The organism is Endozoicomonas sp. G2_2, assembly GCF_017744135.1.
Taxonomy (GTDB): Bacteria; Pseudomonadota; Gammaproteobacteria; order Nevskiales; family Salinisphaeraceae; genus Salinisphaera.
Map to the genome: position 1 here is coordinate 60,323 of NZ_JAGHQU010000014.1, position 17,178 is coordinate 77,500.

Sequence of the window (17,178 nt, forward strand, 5' to 3'; positions counted from 1 at the left end):
ATGAAAAAGATCATCATCGGTGCGGCCCTTCTCGGGTCGAGCATGACTGCCAGCGCGGTCGCGCCCGGCGGCCCGGGCTGCGGCTGGGGCAACCTGCTGTTCGAAGGGTCGAGCGGCCTGCCCGCGCATCTGCTGGCCACCATCGTCAACGGCACGTCCGGCAATGCCACCTTCGGCATGACCAGCGGCACCAACGGCTGTGACACCAGTGGCACGCTCACTTACAGCGGCAACAGTCTGCTGGCGATGAACGGCGTGCTCGAGGAAGTGGCCCAGGACATGGCGGTCGGCCATGGCGAGGCGCTAACGGCACTCACGGTCGCGATGCAGATCGACCCGGCCGACCGGGACCATTTCAATAGCGTCATGCACCAGAACTTCGCCCAGATCTTCCCGCGCGACGATGTGTCCTCCGGCGAAGTGATGGACAACATCAACACGGTCATGAAGCGCGACGATCGTCTGTCGCACTACGTGTCCTGATCGTCGGCTCGTCGACATGCCCCGTCTCGGTCGAGGCGGGGCATTTTTTTGTCTTGCGCTCATTGATTGCATCGACATCCGCAACGCGGGCCGTGCTGTGGCTGTGTGTCGTGCTTTGGGGGGCAGGCGCTCAGGCGGCGACGGCGCCGGACTTCGCGGCGCTGGCCGCGACGCCGCGCTGGCAGGCGCTGATGCATGTCAATCCGGGCGCGACGCTGCGCGGTGTCGGCACCAGCTATGTCGACGATGCGGATTTCTTTCTCGCCACCGACGGCAAGGCCGATCCCGAAGCCGAGCTCCGGGCGACGTGGCGGGCGCTCGAACCCGCCCAAAGCCAGGCCCGCTGCCGGTTCCCGGCGCGGTATCGTTTTCTCGCGACCACGTTGGGCTGGCACGAGAGCGCGCCGCTGGCCCATTGCGAGGACTATCTCGCCTGGCGTGCGCAGATGCCGATCGGGCAGCTGGTGCTGGTCTTTCCGGCGGCGTATCTCAACAGCCCGTCGTCGATGTTCGGCCATACGCTGCTGCGCCTGGACGCCGAGCCGGACCCGGACGCGGTCTGGCTGTCGCGGGCGATCAACTTCGGCGCCCAGGCGGGCGGGGCAGACAACTCGCTGTTCTATATCTGGCGCGGCCTGGCCGGCGGCTATCCGGGGCAGTTCTCGGTGACGTCCTATGTCGAGAAGATCCGCGACTATGCCTTTGTCGAGAACCGCGACATGTGGGAGTACGCGCTCGATCTCGACGCCGGGGAGATCGACTGGGTGGTCAGCCACCTGTGGGAGCTGCGCGGCATCAACTTCGACTACTACTTTTTCGACGAGAACTGCTCGCTCCGGCTGCTCGAACTGATCAAGGTAGCGCGCCCGCAGGCACCGCTCATGACCGAACTGCGGTTCGCCGAACTGCCGGTCAACACGGTGCGCGCGCTCTACGGCGCCGATCTCGTCGCCGAGCGGCGTTACCGGCCGTCCAAGGCCGTTGAACTGGAGGCGCTCGCCGCGCGGCTGGATGCCAACGAACGGGCGTTGGCAGCGGATCTGCGCGACGACCCGGCGCGGGTCGATACGCCTGCGTTCAAGGCCTATCCGCCGCCGCGACGGCATCTGATGGCGCAGGTTGCCTATCAGGCATTGCGACTGCGCAATCGGGAAGGCGACCGCGACCCGGATGTCGCGCGCAAGAGCCTGGCGCTGCTGCGCGTGGTCCAGCGCAACCCGGCGCCACCGCCGCAACCCGTCCCCGAGCCGGCGCCGCCGGAGCGCGGTCACGGGACCCAGACCGTCAATTTGGGCGTGGGTCGCCAGGACGGGCGCGATTTTCTCGCCTTCGGCTATCGGCTCACCTATCACGACCTGTTCGATCCGCTGGCCGGGTTTCTCCCCGGTGCGGCGATCGAGGGTCTGGACGTGCAGCTGCGCCTGGACGAGCGTGACGGTCTGGCTCTGGAAAGCCTGGATCTGGTCAATATCCGCTCGCTCGCGCCGCGCAGCGAGTTCGTGAAGCCGATCTCCTGGTTCGTGCATGCCGGTCTGGAACAGACGCCGGTCGCCGATCGGGCGCGCGCGCTCGGCGGTTTCGTGCAGGGTGGGCCGGGCGCGAGCTGGCGTTTCGGTGATCTGTTCCCCTATGTGTTCGCGGTCGCGCGCATCGAGAGCGTCAGCGGCACCGATCCGGATGCAGCGCTCGGCGGTGGTGCGGAAGCCGGGCTCGCGTATCAGGCCGAGTCCGTACAATGGGGGCTTCACGCACGCTGGCTTGAATTCACGTCGCAGTTCGCGCGTCTGCGCACCGGGGTTACCGCGAATGTGCCGGTATCGCCGGACAACGCGCTGCGCGGTGAATGCAGCCATGAGAGCTGGCAGGGCGAGGCCGTGGCCGGTTGTAGCGTGTCCTTCCGGCATTTCTTCGATTAGGGCGGACTTGATGGTGCGATGGGCGGGTGTTGCAGGTCTTCTCTGGCTGGCCATGATGGGCGTGGCGCAAGCCGAAGACGCGCAGGCGGCGGATGTGGCGGCGTTGCAGGCGCGCGCCGCCGAACGCGGGCTCGCCGACAGTGCGCGCTGGCGAACGCTGCTGCATTACGAGCCCGACTGGCTGGGCCAGGGGCTGCACAGCACGGTGGCCAGCGACAGCTTCTTTCTTGCGCCCACGGGGCGTACCGACCCGGCGGCCGAACTCGACGCCACCCTCGAGGCGCTGGCGAGCGGCCGTTGGATCGAGGGCCGCGACAAGTCGGCGGACTGTGTCTTTATCGCGCGCCGCAAGTTCTTGGTCGACGCGCTGGGGTTGGCGCCGCACACGCTTGGCGGGGCGCAATGCGACGCTTATCGCCGGTGGCGGGCCGCGCTCAGCCCCGACCGCATCAGCCTGATTTTCCCGACCGCGTTTCCGAACAGCCCGTCGTCCATGTTCGGCCACACCCTGCTGCGCATCGATTCGTCGCGCGCCGCGCGCGGCACGGAGCTGCTGTCTTATGCGGTGAACTTCGCGGCGGCCGCGGGCGATGACGCCAAGGGCCTCGGGTTTGCATGGAAGGGGCTGACCGGCGGCTACCCCGGCATCTTCGGGCTGTTTCCGTACTACGAGAAGGTCAAGCAGTACGCCTGGATCGAACACCGCGATGTCTGGGCCTATCCGCTCGACCTGAACGGCGCCGAGACCGAGCGGCTGGTCGATCATCTCTGGGAGATGGACGGCGTACGTTTCGACTATTACTTCTTGACCAAGAACTGCTCCTATCAGCTGCTCAGCCTGCTCGAAGTCGCCCGTCCGGAGCTGCGCCTGACCGAGAAGTATTCCTGGTACGCGATCCCCGCAGACACGATCCGCACACTGGCCGACGTGCCGGGCCTGATGGAAACACCGCTTTTTCGCCCGTCGCTGGAAACCACCCTGCGCTGGCAGGCCGACCAGCTCGATGCCGATCAGCGCAGCCTGGCACGTGAGCTCGCCGCCGATGAGGTGGCTTTCGACGCACCCCGGTTGACCCGCCTCGCGCCGGCGGAGCGGGCCGCGGTGCTGGAAGTCGCCCACGACTATCTCTACTACCGGCTGCAGAGCGAACCGGAAAGCGCGCCCGCGGACCAGGCGCACGCGAATGCGATCCTGCTCGAGCGTAGCCGGATCGCGCGGCCGTCGCCGTTCACCGCGGTGCCCACGCCCGAAACGCCGCCGGATCAGGGCCATCGCACGCTGCGCCTGGCCGCGTCGACGATCTACGAGGCCGATAATCTGTCACTGGGCCTGCGTCTGCGCCCGGCCTATCACGATCTGCTCGACGACCCGGGCGGCTATACCGACGGCGCGGAGATCAATTTCCTCGATCTCGGCCTGCGCGTGGACCCCGACGACGGCGAGCTGCGCGTCGACGATCTGCAGCTGCTCAATATCGTGTCGCTGTCGCCGCGCAATGACCTGTTCAAGCCGATCTCCTTTCAGATCGATACCGGCCTGCGCCGGCGTCCGTCGTCGAATGTGTTCGACGATGTCGACAACAACCTGGGCTACTACCTGCAGGGCGGGCCGGGGCTGGCCTGGGGCGACAGCGACCTGCTCGGCTACGTGTTCGGCCTGGGTTCGCTGGACGCCAACAGCGCGTTGTCGCCGGGTTATGCGCTCGGCGCCGGTGCGAGCACAGGCGTACTGGTCTATCCGCTGCCCGATGTGCAACTCAAGGCCGAGGCCGGGATGCTCGAATACGTGGCCGGCGACGACGGGTACTACCGCTGGGCCAAGCTCCAGCAGCAGTTCAACCTCAGCGACGGGCTCGGTCTGCGCAGCGAAATCGGCTGGGAGAATACGGCCGTGGATGCCGGTGTGCGTGCGGTGATCGGACTGCAGGCGTATTTTTAGCCGCATGACGCGTTTGACGATCGAGAACGGCTGGCTCGCCGGCGTGCGGCAGGTGCGCTCGCCCAATCACGACGCGCGACCGGCGGGCAGTCGGGTGGATACCCTGGTCGTGCACGGGATCACCTTGCCGCCGGGCTGTTTCGGCCGCGGGCAGGTCGATGCGCTGTTCACCAATGCCCTGGATCCCAGCGCGCATCCCTACTACGCGGCGATCGCTCATCTGAAGGTTTCCGCCCACGCGCTGATCGAGCGCACCGGGCGCATCACGCAATACGTGGGCTTTGAAGCGCGCGCATGGCATGCGGGGCGGTCCTGTTTCGACGGGCGTGAGGCGGTCAACGATTTCGGTATCGGCATCGAACTGGAGGGCACCGACGACTGCCCCTACGCGCCGGCCCAGTATCGTGCGCTGGCGGCGACGACGGCCGCGTTGCTCTCGGCCTATCCGGCGCTCACCGCGGATCGGATCGTCGGTCATAGCGATATCGCGCCGCAGCGCAAGACCGACCCCGGCCCGGCTTTCGACTGGGCGCTGTTTCATCGTTTGCGAGAGCGCGCATGCACCTGATCGTGATCGTCATCGCGCTGTTTGCCGAGCGCGCGCTGGGCCAGCTTAAACGCTGGCGCGAGACCGACGGATTCGCCCGCTATGTGGCCCTGATCGAAAGCAGCGGCCTCGGTCGTCGCTGGCTGGCGCAGCCTGCGGGCGTGCTCGTGATCGTGCCGCCGGTGCTGATCGTGGCGCTGCTGCAATGGGCGATTGCCGAATATCTGTGGCTGGGTTTCGAACTCGCGTTCGGGGTATTCGTGCTCGTGCTCACCTTCGGCCCGCGCGATCTCTGGGAAGACGTCTATGCGCTGGCCCATGCGCGCGGCGAGGCAGATCACGATCGCGCCGAAGCGCGCGCGATCGCTTTGTGTCGCCGCTCGACCGGGCGTGCGGCGGTGGATATACACGGCCGGACCATCGTCGGGTCCGTGCTGGTGCAAGGCCACGAACGCGTGCTGGCGGTGCTGCTGTGGTTCTTCGTGGCCGGGCCGGCGGGGGCGCTGTTCTATCGCAGCGTGCGCGAGCTGCCGGCACTGGCGGCGCGCGGTACCGGTTCGCGAGCGATGCGGCGCACGGCCGAATACGTGCACGGTCTGGCGGCCTGGCTGCCGGCGCGGCTCTGCGTGCTGGTCTATGCGCTGGTGGGCAATACGCGCGGTGCGCTGGGTGCCTGGCCGTCGGCACGGGCAACCACCCATGCCAGCGCTTCGGCGAGCTGGCGTCTGCTTTCGGCGGTCGGCCGCGGCGCGCTTGGTCTGTCGGCGCGTGTGGACTCGCCCCGGTATGACCGTTACCTCAACGACACGCTGCTCGAAGCCCTGGGTTTGATCTCCCGTGCGCTGCTGGTGCTGCTTGCCGGCCTGGCCCTGCTGACCATCTTTGGTGTGTTGCGCTAGCATCTGCAGCCCAAGCCCAATCAAGGACGCCGCTTTGACCGATCTGCAGCCGTTTCTCGACAAGGCCGTCGAGGCCGCCCGCGCGGCCGAGGCCATCATCCGTCGTTATTATCACGGCGATTTCGAGGTCGAGCGCAAGGCGGACGCCAGCCCGGTCACGATCGCGGATATCGAGTGCGAGCGCGCGATCAAGGCCGTCCTGTCCGAGGCGTTCCCCGATCATGGCTTTCAGGGCGAGGAACTGGGGACCGACGACGCGGATGCCGAGTTTGTCTGGCTGATCGACCCGATCGACGGCACCAAGAGCTTCGTGCGCGGTTATCCGTTCTTTTCCACGCAGATCGCGTTACTGAAAAAAGGCCAGCCCGACGATGAATTGATCGTCGGCGTATCCAATGCGCCCATGTTCAACGGCGGTGAACTGGCCTGCGCGGCCAAGGGACTCGGCGCCTGGCTCAACGACGAGCCGATCCGCACCTCGAGCGTCGATCGTCTGGCCGACACCAGCCTGTCGCTGGGTAATATCGCCTCGCTCGCTGCATCTCCGGCCTGGGCGTCGGTGGGGCAGTTGATCGGCCAGGTGCACCGCATTCGTGGCTACGGTGATTTCTACCACTACCACCTGCTCGCCTCGGGGCGTATCGATGCGATTCTCGAATCCGACCTGAACATCCTCGATATCGCTGCGCTCACCGTGATCCTGCGCGAAGCCGGGGGCGATATCACCGAATTGGGCGGTGGCGCGATCGACCTGCCGACGCGCAGCGTGTTTGCCACCAACGGCCGGCTGCGTGACGCGATCTCGCCCTTTGTCGCCGAATGGGACGAGGCGCGGCACGCGCCCCGGGGCTAGCCCGGGCCACCGGTTCGGAAGCCCGTCCGCCAGTCTGCGTGAATCCGCGCCCGTGAATACAGCATGCGCGGGCGTGTTCGCGACAAGCGCTGCCCGCGCCCGTTATTCCTGGCGGCCTTCTCGCGCCGTTTTTCCGACGATGGCCCGCGCGCTAGAACGGCCGGGTTTCGCCGCGCAGGCTGATGATCGGCCAGCCCGCCTCGCGCGCCGCGGCCGCGAGGGTGTCGTCCGGGTCGACCGCGATCGCGGTATCGGCCCAGCGCAGTAGCGGCAGGTCGTTGAGCGAGTCCGAATAGAAGGTCACGTGCTCGAACGGCTGCGGCTGCGTGGCGACCCAGTCGAGGGCGCGTTCGATCTTGCCGTCCTGAAACGATGGTGTGCCCGCTATCTCGCCCGTATAGGCGCCGTCGACGATTTCCGGGTCGGTGGCGATCAATGCATCGATACCCAGCAGTTCGGCGATCGGTTCGGTGATGAACCGGTTGGTCGCGGTGATGATGGCGATGGCGTCGCCACGCGAGCGGTGGTGTTCGACAAGGGCGCGCGCGTGCCGCGCGACGATCGGGCGGATGATGCGCTCGACATAATCGCGCCGCAGGGCATGCATGCGCGCCAGCGGCTGGGTCAGCAGCGGTGCCAGCGCGAAGCGTTGATACGCATGGATATCGAGATTGCCGGCCTTGTACTGGGCATGAAAACGCTCGTTCTCGCGTTCGTAGTGCGTGGCGTCGACCACGCCTTCATCGACGAGGAAACGCCCCCACAGGTAATCGCTGTCGCCGGCGAGCAGGGTGTGGTCGAGATCGAACAGCGTGAGATACAAAGTGAAATACCTTTTTTCGTTTTTGACTGATTTATGAAAGAATCGATTGCGTATTTATACCGAGGGCGTCGTCGTGATCGATGCGCAGGGTTTTCGGGCCAACGTCGGCATCATCTTAAGCAATGAGTGTGGCCAGGTGTTCTGGGCCAAGCGTATTGGCCAGCAATCGTGGCAGTTTCCGCAGGGCGGCATCCACGAGGGCGAGAACGCCCAGCAGGCACTTTTTCGTGAGCTTGAAGAAGAAGTCGGCCTGAAACCCGAACACGTGCGCATGATCGGTTCGACCCGTCGCTGGCTGCGCTATCGCCTGCCCAAGCGCTACGTGCGCCGTAATCGCCAGCCGCTGTGCATCGGCCAGAAGCAGAAGTGGTTCATGCTGCAGCTGATCGCCCCGGAATCCTGTGTCCGCTTCGATGCCTGCGAAAAGCCCGAGTTCGACGGTTATCGCTGGGTGGACTATTGGCACCCGATCAACGAGGTGGTCTTCTTCAAGCGTCAGGTCTATCGCCTCGCGCTCGACGAGCTCTCCTGCTGCCTGAACGGGCAGTAACGCCTTTTCGCGCTTCTTCCACTGTTTCCGCACTCGAGCGGGGCACGAATGCGCGTGCGTGCAATACAAACGTTGTCAGTGTAGGCTGACAATAACAGCGAATGATGTAATCGTGAGACGATATTGACACTCATTCTCATTCGCGTTGTACTACGTGCCGGAGGTGGCCCATGTACGTTTGTGTTTGTAACGCGGTAACCGACTGCCAGATTCGCGACGCCTTCTGCGAAGGCGCGTGCAGCATGCGCGAATTGCGCAAACGGCTCGGCGTGGCCGGCTGTTGTGGCCGCTGTGCCCAATGCGCACGCGATCTGCTTAACGAATGCCGGCAGCAGCAGGATCGCGCGGCCGCCCCCATTCGTGTCGTAGAGACCGGAGAACTGATCCCGGTCGCGGGTTGACCTTCGACCGCTCGAGCCCTCGCTGATCTGCGGGACGGGCGTTTGTTCGACCCTGTGGGGTCGGCTAGACTGTGCTTTTCCACCGATTCAACGCACAGGACAAGCCATGAAAGGCGACCCGAAAGTCATTGAGTATCTGCAGAAGTCGCTCAAGCTTGAGCTGACCGCGATCAACCAGTATTTCCTGCACGCCCGCATGTATGAAGACATGGGCTTCTTCGAGCTGGGCAAGAAGGAATACAACGAGTCGATCGAGGAAATGCAGCACGCGGATCGCTTCATCAAGCGCATCCTGTTCCTCAACGGCCTGCCCAATCTGCAGGACCTCGGCAAGCTGCGCATCGGCGAGAATCCCAAGGAAATGCTCGAATGCGACCTGGCCGCCGAGTACGAGGGTCACGCCTACTACAAGGAAGCGATCACCCATTGTGAGCAGGTCGGCGACTATGTGACCCGTGAACTGTTCGCCGAGATTCTGGCCGACGAAGAAGGACATATCGACTTCATCGAAACCCAGCTCGACATGATCAAGCACATGGGCGAGCAGAACTACAACCAGTCGCAGATCGGTGTGGACATCAACCAGGATCCGGACGCCAGCGAATAAGCCGCTGGCCCGTATTGCGGGCGCTGCAACCGAAAAGGCCCCGTCGGATTGTCTCCGGCGGGGCCTTTTTCATGGCCGCTCGAAACGCGTCAGAACGGTTTCACGATGGCCAGCACCACGATCACCACGAGAAATATCGAGGGCACTTCGTTCATCAGGCGGAAATAGCCGGCGCGGCCGGTGTTGCGCTGCTCGCGGAACTTCTTGACCTGGACCTGGCACCAGCCGTGGTAACCGATCAGGCCGAGTACGAACAGCAGCTTGGCGTGCATCCAGCCGTTGGCCGCCATCCAGGCGCCGCCGTATCCGGCCAGCAGCCAGATGCCGAAGATGATGGTCAGCGCCGCGCCGATCGACATGAGGATCGCAAGCCGCTTTTCCATCGTGCAGAAGCGCGCATAGCCGACTTCGTCGGTGGTGTCGGCGTGGTAGACGAAAATACGCGGCAGATAGAACAGGCCCGCAAACCACGTCACCATGAAGATCACATGGAAGGCCTTGACCCATAACAGCATTCGTTACTCCTGTGGCAGGGCGACCGCAACGGCCATGCCCTTGAAAGTACGCTTATTGTAGCGGCCGCCGGGGCCTGTCGCAGACACGGGTACTAGGGCCGATAGGTGCCGTCGATGGCCTCGCGCGTGAGTACGCCATAGGTGATGGCGCGGCTGCCGGTGACATTGCGCTCGACGATCAGCGCTTCGGTTTCGTTGCGATTGACCATGTCGAAGGCCTCCTGGAGGCTGGCGCGCACGTGAATCGGATAGGCGTCGATCCGCTTGCCCGGAATGTTGTGCAGATCGATCTCCTCGATGTCGGCGTTTTCCTCCTGGCTGACAAAGCGCGCGACGTCGCTGGGGCGCATGAGGCTCGCGCGATGTTCGCGTGAGCGAATCAGCAGCCAGTCGATATTGTTCTCGAGCACTTCGTCGAGCGCAGCACGTCCGATACGCCGCTCGACGATGCGAAAGCGGCGGTTCATGGCCGACAGCACGCTTGCGCGGCGCAGGTACTGCGAGATCGGGTCGTTGCGATAGTCCAGCCCGCGTCGGCGCAGCAGCAGTCGGAACAGCGACTCGGAAACGGAAATACGGCGCGATACCACCAGTGCGGCGATGACCACCAGCATGCCGGGCAGCACCAGACCGGTCTGGCCCGATAGCTCGAGAATGACCACCAGCGCCGACAGCGGCGCCTGCAGCACCGCGCCCATCATCGCGCCGATGCCCAGCAGCGCATAGAGCCCGGCATCGCTGGCGTGGCCGGGCAGAATCAGGGCGCCGATCGACCCGAGCGCGCTGCCGAGCGCGGAGCCAACCACGAAGGTCGGCAGAATCACGCCGCCGGGGATGGCGGCGGCCGTGGCGAAGCTGGTGGCGAGCAGCTTGGCGAGCCCGACGCCAAGAGCGATGGCAATGGCGTACTCGCCCGCCAAAGAGGCGTTCACGGTTTCGAAACCCAGGCCCATGATCTGCGGGAACTGGACCGCGAGCAGGCCGGTCACCAGTCCGGCCAGCGCGATGCGCAGACTGATGCGTACCTTGCCGAGAAGTGGCACGAGCGCGCCGCACAGGCGCGTGAAACTGGCCCCGGCGATGCCCAGCAGCGCGCCGACGAGGGCGAGATAGGGCAGTTCGACCGGGGAGAAGCCGCTGTAATCAGCCATCAGCCGCGGATGCACGTCGGTGAAGGTGAAAGTCACCAGCGAACCGGTGACCGCCGCGAGAATGATCGGGGCGAAACCCGCGATCGTGTATTCCATCATCACCACTTCCATGGCGAAGATCACGGCGGCGAGCGGCGTATTGAACGATGCCGCGATGCCCGCCGCCGCCCCGCAGCCCACCAGCGTGCGCACGCTGTTGTTCGGCAGGCCCAGCTGTCGGCCCAGCCAGCTGCCGGTGGTTGCGCCAGTGTGCGCGGCCACACCCTCGCGCCCAACGGACTGCCCGGTCGCAAGCGCCAGCGCCGACATCGTGAACTCGGCCAGCGCCGCCTTCATAGGCAACACGCCTTGGTAATACACCAGACGCTCGATGATATGCACGATGCCGTATTCCGACGACTTGATCACCCACTCGACGAGCAGGCCGAGTAGCAGGGCGCCGAGCACGGGCACCGCAACGCGGAAGGCGATGCTGGAGTCCGTGAACGTGCCGCTGGCGACGCCGAAGATCTCGAACAGCGGCTCCTGCAGCGTATGAATCGCGGTATGCAGGGCGAGGATCACCAGTCCGCACAGCCCGCCGGTCGCCGCGCCGAGCAGGCAGAGCAGGCCGAGGCCGGGCGTATTCTCGACGTCGGCGAGCTGTTGGCGCACGGTGTCCATGCGCGTCTGCCAGGCCTCTCGAAACGAACGGCCGTTCGAGGAACTAGCGGCCATGGGTCGATCGAGGGCGGACGTGCAAGAGCTCGTATCCGTATTGCGGTGGTACGGGACGCGTCGCGTGTGCGCATCGCGACGCATTGCGCGTTATTATGCGCGGTTTCTTCGGTCTTTTCACGAGTAGTCATGGCCCAGGTACAACGCATCGGAATCGTCGGCGGCACCGGCTATGCGGGCGCGGAACTGCTGCGCCTGCTCAGCGCGCATCCGCACGCCCAGGTCGTCGCGGTGACCTCGCGCGGCGATGCCGGTACCGCCGTTGCGGATGCCTATCCGCAGCTGCGCGGCGTGGTCGATCTCGATTTCGTGGCGCCCTCGGCCGCAAACCTCGGCGATTGCGACATCGTGTTCTTCGCGACCCCGCATGCCGCGGCCATGCATGACGTGCCGGCACTGCTGGAGGACGGCAAGCGGATTATCGATCTGTCGGCCGACTTCCGGCTCCGCGACGCCGGCGAATGGGCTGCCTGGTATGGCGTCGAGCATGTCTGCCCCGAGCTTATCGAGCGCGCGGTGTACGGTATGCCGGAACTCAACCGGGAGCGTATCCGCGGCGCCGATCTTGTGGCGGCGCCGGGCTGCTATCCCACGGCGGTCGTACTCGGTTTCAAGCCGCTGATCGATGCCGGCCTGGTCGACGCGGACAGCCTGATCGCAGACGCCAAGACCGGCGTATCCGGCGCCGGCAAGAGTCTCAAGCCCGGCTTTCTGTTTGCCGAGATGCAGGAGTCGTTCAAGGCCTATGGCGTGGCCGGGCACCGGCATCTGCCCGAAATTCGCCAGAGCCTCGGCGGATTGGCGGGCCGCGATGTCGGCCTGACGTTCGTGCCGCACCTCGTGCCGATGATTCGCGGCATCCATGCCACGCTCTATGCCCGGCTCGATCAGCCGGGCGCCAGTGATGCCGAGACGCTGCAGGCGCTATACGAGCAGGCCTATGCCGCCGAGCCCTTCGTCGACGTATTACCGGCCGGCGCGACGCCCGAAACGCGGCATGTGCGCGGTGGCAACATGTGCCGCATGGCCGTGCATCGGCCCGGCGCCGGTGACACCGTGGTCGTGCTGTCGGTGATCGACAACCTGATCAAGGGCGCAGCCGGGCAGGCGGTGCAGTGCTTCAATCTCATGATCGGTGTCGATGAGAGCTGCGCGCTCGCGCGCCCGGGCGCGTTGCCGTAACGTGGGTCATTCGCCAGGGGCTTGAATCCCCGACGCTTGCACCGATGTCCTATGATAGTGACATCCGGTTTACGGAATACGAAACGCTTATGAGTACCGCCACACACGCAATGGAAGAAGACCACGCCGCGCTGGTGTTTACCGACGCTGCCGCGATCAAGGTCAAGGAATTGCTCGAGGACGAGGACAACGACGCGCTCAAGCTGCGTGTGTTCGTCTCCGGTGGCGGGTGCTCGGGCTTTCAGTACGGCTTCACGTTCGACGAGAATGTCGAAGACGGCGACACGCTCATCGAAAAACAGGGCGTGACGTTGCTGGTGGACCCCATGAGCGTGCTTTATCTCACCGGCGCGGAGATCGATTTCTCCGACGGCGTCGAAGGCGCGCAGTTCGTGATCCGTAACCCCAACGCGACCACCACCTGCGGCTGCGGCAACTCTTTCGCGGTATAAGCCACGCGCGCCGTGCCCCTTGTGAGGGGCGAATTCGCGCAGCGCATTGGGGCGCACCACAATGCAGCAGGTTTGCGTAGCAAACCCCGCGCGCAGCGCGGCGCAGTTGGTAATCCGCAATCCCAGCGAGACCATGACCTGCGGCTGCGGCAACTCTTTGGCCGTATAGAGCGGCGCGCCTTTGCCCTTGTCAACGCAATTCGTCGCAGTCGAGCGTGGGTGCAAGAATATGCCTTACGCGTGCGGCAAACGCCGTGCACAACGCGTCGCATTTGGCGTTTTGTAATCGCGGCGAGACGACTATCCGAGGTTGCGGCAGCGTCGTTCTCGTACGATCTGTGCCATCCGGGTGGCTGTAGGACTGGCGAATCGCGCCGGTGGGCCCGGCTAGGCCCATGTCACGAAGCCCTCTTGAACCCGCTAAAAGCTGGGCTCTACGCGCCTTTGGCGGCGAGAGTGCTCGCGCCGTGATCGCCTCCCATCATCGTGCCAAGGCATGCTGTTCTCGCCGCGCCGTTCGTGATGGACAACGAACGCAGGGCGGGATTGGTGGGGCGTGCGGACGTTTGGTTTGCGCGGTGCGGTACGTCCGGCTGCGCTGGGCGGTTATTCCGCCAGAGTGGCGGCCTGATAAATGCCGCCCAGCGGGACCGGCATGCGAGCACCTGTGACGCCCGGCACATTGCCGCCAAGCCCGTGCACGGTACGCATCGCCAGCCAGGCAAAAGCCACCGCTTCCACCCAGTCCGAGTCCACATGGTGATCGTCCGTGCGGCAGAGCTTGCGGGGTTGTAATAGTTGCTCGAGGCGTCGATAGAGCTCGGCGTTGCGCACGCCGCCGCCGCAAAGCAGCAGTTCTTCGTCGCCGGGGCCGTAGTCGTCGACTGCCTGGGCAATCGTGCGGGCGGAGAATTCGCAGAGCGTGGCCTGGACGTCGACCGGGATCGGCGGCGTGGACAGGCTGTCGATCTGGGCGCGTAACCAGTCGAGATTGAAATACTCGCGGCCGGTGCTCTTCGGCGCAGGCCGCGCAAGATAGGGATCGGCCATCATCTGCGCGAGCAGAGCGTCGTCGACCCGGCCGCTGGCGGCCCAGCGTCCGTCGGCATCGTAGCTGTGTTTGAGGTGCGCCGCGGTCCAGGCGTCCATGAGGGCATTGCCCGGCCCGGTGTCGAGGCCCGTGACAGCCCCGCTGTCGTCCACGGCACGACGGGGCAGCACCGTCAGATTCGCGATGCCGCCGATATTGACCACGATCCGATCGCGATCGGCGCGCGCGAAGACGCTGCGATGAAACGCCGGCACGAGCGGTGCGCCCTGACCGCCCAGTGCGATATCGCTGTTGCGAAAATCAGCCACTACGCGACAGCCGGTGCGTGCGGCGATCAGGCTTGGCGAGCCCAGCTGGAGACTGAACGGGTAGCGCGCCTCGGGTTCGTGACGCACGGTCTGGCCGTGGCTGCCGATGGCGTCGATATACTCGGCGCTCATGCCGGCCTTTTCCATCACGGCCAGCGCGGCGCGGGCGAACCATTCGCCAACGCGTTGATCGAGTTCGCCGAACTTGGCGAGAGAAATGCCCGCAACCTGCTGCGACAAATGCAGCAGGTCGTCGCGCAGGCTGACCTCCGGTGCTTCGGCGTGGGTCGCCAGAACGCGCGGATTGTTGCCGTGCTCGTCGAACTGCACCACCGCCGCGTCGGCCGCATCCACACTGGTGCCCGACATCAAACCGATATAGCAGGCCGGGCGGGCCATCAGTTCGATGCGTTGTCGTCGGTGTTTGCGCGGGCCACGTCGGTCTGGGTCAGCGAATCGAGCTGGGTCAGGAGTGGCGCCGAATGCTTGCGGAAGTCCGCCATGTACTCGCCCGGGAGGGGGAGCGCCTTGGGCAGTTCCACGCGTTCCGGATCCTTCGGTTCGCCGTCCACGCGAAACTCGTAGTGGAGATGCGGGCCGGTGGCGAGGCCGCTCATGCCGACATAGCCGATCACGTCGCCCTGGCGCACCTTGCTGCCGACGCCATAGTCACGCGCGAACGACGACATGTGGCCATAGCGCGTCGACAGATGATCGTCGTGGCGGATGATGATCATGTTGCCGTAACCGCCGCGCCGGCCACGAAATACGATTCGGCCATTGCCCGTCGCCTTGATCGGCGTGCCGCTGGGCGCGGCGTAGTCGGTGCCTTCGTGGCGACGGATGCGATTGAGAATGGGATGGTTGCGCGACAGGCTGAAGCCGGAACTGATGCGCGTGTAGTCCACCGGCGTGCGGATGAAGGCCTTTTTCATCGCGCGGCCCTCCGGCGAGTAATATACCGTGCCCTGATCATCGCCCGCCTCGGCATAACGCACGGCACGCACGTCCCGGCCCCGATTGATGAACGAGGCTGCCAGAACGTCGCCGTCGGCAATCTTGTCGCCGTCCTTGTACAGCTCGTCGTATACAACGACAAAACGATCCCCGGGGCGGATATCGAGTGCGAAGTCGATATCCCAGCCGAAGATCTTGACCAGTTCCATGATCTGGCGGTCGGACAGGCCCGACTCCAGGGCGTCGACATAGAAGCTGGTGTCGATCGTGCCGGTGGCATAGGCATTGCGGTGTTCGACGTCGGTCAGTTGCATCTCGCCACTGAAGCCATCGCCGGCTGGCCGGACCTTCAGGGTGTGCAGCGGGTCAATCGGGAAGTCGACCGCGAGCACGCCGCCGTTTTCATCCGCCTTGACCTGCATGGTGTCGCCGGCGCGCAGGCCGCGAGTGAAGCGCCGCCCGTGTTGGGGCATATGCGCGATCTTGAGCGAGTCCGCATAGGACAGGTCATTGCGATTGAAGGCGATCGACAGGGTATCGCCCGAGCGGATGGTGATCTCGCGCCAGTCCGACCGGGCGGCCTTTGGCACTTGTACCGGCTCGTTCTCGGTGCTGTCGGCCAGGCCGGTACTCGATTCGACGATGCCCGCTGCCGCGGTGCCATCGGTGCCCTCCAGGGGCTGCGGCGACTCGATATCGCGTTCGGGATCGACCGGTGCCACCGCTACGGCAGCGGCGCCTGCCTGGGTATCGCTGAGCGCGATATCCGCCGCCTGCTGGCTGGATTCGTCGGCTGCCGACACCGCGTTCTGGGTGTCTTCGTCGTCGGCGGGCGTATGGACATCCGCGCGCCCCGGGCCGATCGACGCGTCGACGTCGCTGGCTGCGATCGCAGCCGACGGGGTGCTTTCGCTCTCGTTGGTCGCGGTCTGAGAATCGGTCGAATCGAAGAGGGTGGACTGCGGGCTGGCCGTGAGCCAGGCGGTGCCGCCGATCAGGGGGATGACGAGGACAAGAGCGAGACGGCGCAAGCGCGACGGTGTGCGTGGCTGCTCGTGCAGCCACAGGTAGTCAGTATCGATCTTGCCCATAAAGAGACGCGCGCCGTGCTGGGAAGCGAGGTACGAATGCGGGCGTGCCCCTGTCTCTAGCCCGCAAATATCCGGATAGAAAAGCATAAACACGGATGCTTGCCAAGTATGAAACCGCTAGACTTGTCCCATCAACATATGTATCGGCCGCAACCGGGAGAAGTTTTTCGATGCAGGATATATGGGCGGAGATTCGCCGGGGCTGTGACGAAGTCATCCCCGAGGACGCCTTCAGCGAGCGTATCGCTCAGGCACACGCCGACGGCGAGCGGCTGGTGATCAAGGCTGGCTTCGATCCAACTGCGCCGGACCTGCATCTGGGGCACACGGTGCTGCTCAACAAGATGCGCACGTTTCAGGACCTGGGTCATGACGTGGTGTTTCTGATCGGCGACTTCACCGGGCGAATCGGTGATCCGACCGGCAAGAACGTTACCCGCAAGCCGCTAGACGAGGCACAGGTCGAGGCCAACGCGCGGACGTACGAAGCGCAGATCTTCAAGGTATTGGATCGCGCGCGCACGCGCGTGGTCCTCAACTCGTCCTGGCTGAACGAGTTGTCCAGCGCCGACATGATCAAGCTCGCGTCCACACACACTGTGGCTCGTATGCTCGAGCGTGACGATTTCAACAAGCGCTACAAGGCCAACGAATCGATCGCGATCCACGAGTTTCTCTATCCGTTGATCCAGGGGTACGACTCTGTCGCGCTCGAGGCGGATGTCGAACTCGGCGG

At 64.9% G+C, this 17,178-nt stretch carries 17 protein-coding genes (1 of these 17 running past the window's edge); 12 read left to right on the forward strand and 5 right to left on the reverse strand.

Going from position 1 to position 17,178, the window contains the following annotated elements; translation table 11 throughout:
• From J7355_RS14805 to J7355_RS14830, 6 genes are all read left to right on the forward strand, one after another.
• A complete protein-coding gene (locus tag J7355_RS14805; RefSeq protein WP_209064038.1) occupies positions 1-483 on the forward strand; it encodes a DUF3015 domain-containing protein in 483 nt (160 codons plus the stop codon).
• Positions 484-575: 92 nt separating this feature from the next.
• Complete coding sequence (locus tag J7355_RS14810) at positions 576-2,399, forward strand: DUF4105 domain-containing protein (protein WP_209064040.1); 1,824 nt, start codon at positions 576-578, stop codon at positions 2,397-2,399.
• Between the two features lie 10 nt (positions 2,400-2,409).
• Positions 2,410-4,338, forward strand: coding sequence for a DUF4105 domain-containing protein (locus J7355_RS14815; protein ID WP_209064042.1), 1,929 nt, complete (start codon positions 2,410-2,412; stop codon positions 4,336-4,338).
• Positions 4,339-4,342: 4 nt separating this feature from the next.
• Positions 4,343-4,906 (forward strand): 1,6-anhydro-N-acetylmuramyl-L-alanine amidase AmpD, encoded by a 564-nt coding sequence (ampD, locus tag J7355_RS14820; RefSeq protein WP_209064044.1) that lies wholly within the window; start codon positions 4,343-4,345, stop codon positions 4,904-4,906.
• Complete coding sequence (gene ampE, locus J7355_RS14825) at positions 4,897-5,784, forward strand: regulatory signaling modulator protein AmpE (protein ID WP_209064045.1); 888 nt, start codon at positions 4,897-4,899, stop codon at positions 5,782-5,784. Before ampD ends, ampE begins: the two co-directional genes overlap by 10 nt.
• 34 nt (positions 5,785-5,818) lie before the next feature.
• Positions 5,819-6,637: an inositol monophosphatase family protein gene (locus tag J7355_RS14830; protein WP_209064047.1), complete on the forward strand. Its 819-nt coding sequence runs from the start codon at positions 5,819-5,821 to the stop codon at positions 6,635-6,637.
• Positions 6,638-6,788: 151 nt separating this feature from the next.
• On the opposite strand, the gene J7355_RS14835 is transcribed toward J7355_RS14830, so the two are convergent.
• Positions 6,789-7,460, reverse strand: a complete 672-nt coding sequence (locus J7355_RS14835) for an HAD family hydrolase (RefSeq protein ID WP_209064049.1) — start codon at positions 7,458-7,460, stop codon at positions 6,789-6,791.
• 73 nt (positions 7,461-7,533) lie between these two features.
• Here J7355_RS14835 and J7355_RS14840 point away from each other — a divergent pair, with 73 nt between their 5' ends.
• The 3 genes from J7355_RS14840 (at position 7,534) to bfr (ending at position 9,018) form a co-directional block, all read left to right on the forward strand.
• The gene (locus tag J7355_RS14840) at positions 7,534-8,010 is read left to right on the forward strand and encodes an RNA pyrophosphohydrolase (protein ID WP_209064070.1); all 477 of its coding nucleotides are present in this window, start codon (positions 7,534-7,536) and stop codon (positions 8,008-8,010) included.
• Positions 8,011-8,180: 170 nt separating this feature from the next.
• The gene (locus tag J7355_RS14845; protein WP_209064051.1) at positions 8,181-8,411 is read left to right on the forward strand and encodes a (2Fe-2S)-binding protein; all 231 of its coding nucleotides are present in this window, start codon (positions 8,181-8,183) and stop codon (positions 8,409-8,411) included.
• 106 nt (positions 8,412-8,517) lie between these two features.
• Positions 8,518-9,018 carry a bacterioferritin gene (gene bfr, locus J7355_RS14850; RefSeq protein WP_209064053.1) on the forward strand — a complete coding sequence of 167 codons (501 nt, stop codon included), beginning with the start codon at positions 8,518-8,520 and terminating at the stop codon, positions 9,016-9,018.
• A gap of 89 nt (positions 9,019-9,107) precedes the next feature.
• Here the strand turns inward: bfr and J7355_RS14855 are convergent, their stop codons facing one another.
• Both J7355_RS14855 and J7355_RS14860 read right to left on the reverse strand, forming a co-directional pair.
• Positions 9,108-9,533 (reverse strand): CopD family protein, encoded by a 426-nt coding sequence (locus J7355_RS14855; protein ID WP_247740018.1) that lies wholly within the window; start codon positions 9,531-9,533, stop codon positions 9,108-9,110.
• A 92-nt stretch (positions 9,534-9,625) separates the two neighbouring features.
• The gene (locus tag J7355_RS14860) at positions 9,626-11,401 is read right to left on the reverse strand and encodes a chloride channel protein (RefSeq protein ID WP_209064055.1); all 1,776 of its coding nucleotides are present in this window, start codon (positions 11,399-11,401) and stop codon (positions 9,626-9,628) included.
• Positions 11,402-11,530: 129 nt separating this feature from the next.
• Between J7355_RS14860 and argC the strand changes: the two genes are divergently transcribed.
• Entirely contained in the window at positions 11,531-12,583 is a 1,053-nt protein-coding gene (gene argC / locus J7355_RS14865) for an N-acetyl-gamma-glutamyl-phosphate reductase (RefSeq protein WP_209064056.1), read from the forward strand.
• 110 nt (positions 12,584-12,693) lie between these two features.
• Complete coding sequence (gene erpA / locus J7355_RS14870; protein ID WP_209064075.1) at positions 12,694-13,035, forward strand: iron-sulfur cluster insertion protein ErpA; 342 nt, start codon at positions 12,694-12,696, stop codon at positions 13,033-13,035.
• A gap of 606 nt (positions 13,036-13,641) precedes the next feature.
• Here erpA and J7355_RS14875 read toward each other — a convergent pair.
• On the reverse strand, positions 13,642-14,793 hold the full coding sequence (locus J7355_RS14875; protein ID WP_209064057.1) for an anhydro-N-acetylmuramic acid kinase: 1,152 nt from the start codon (positions 14,791-14,793) through the stop codon (positions 13,642-13,644).
• A complete protein-coding gene (locus J7355_RS14880; RefSeq protein ID WP_209064058.1) occupies positions 14,793-16,442 on the reverse strand; it encodes a peptidoglycan DD-metalloendopeptidase family protein in 1,650 nt (549 codons plus the stop codon). The genes J7355_RS14875 and J7355_RS14880 overlap by 1 nt, the downstream gene beginning before the upstream one ends.
• Positions 16,443-16,612: 170 nt before the next feature.
• Between J7355_RS14880 and tyrS the strand changes: the two genes are divergently transcribed.
• Positions 16,613-17,178: the start of a tyrosine--tRNA ligase gene (gene tyrS, locus J7355_RS14885; RefSeq protein ID WP_209064059.1), read on the forward strand. 661 nt of this gene lie beyond the right edge of the window; 566 of the gene's 1,227 nt are visible here — the first part of the coding sequence; its start codon is at positions 16,613-16,615; its stop codon lies off the right edge, out of view.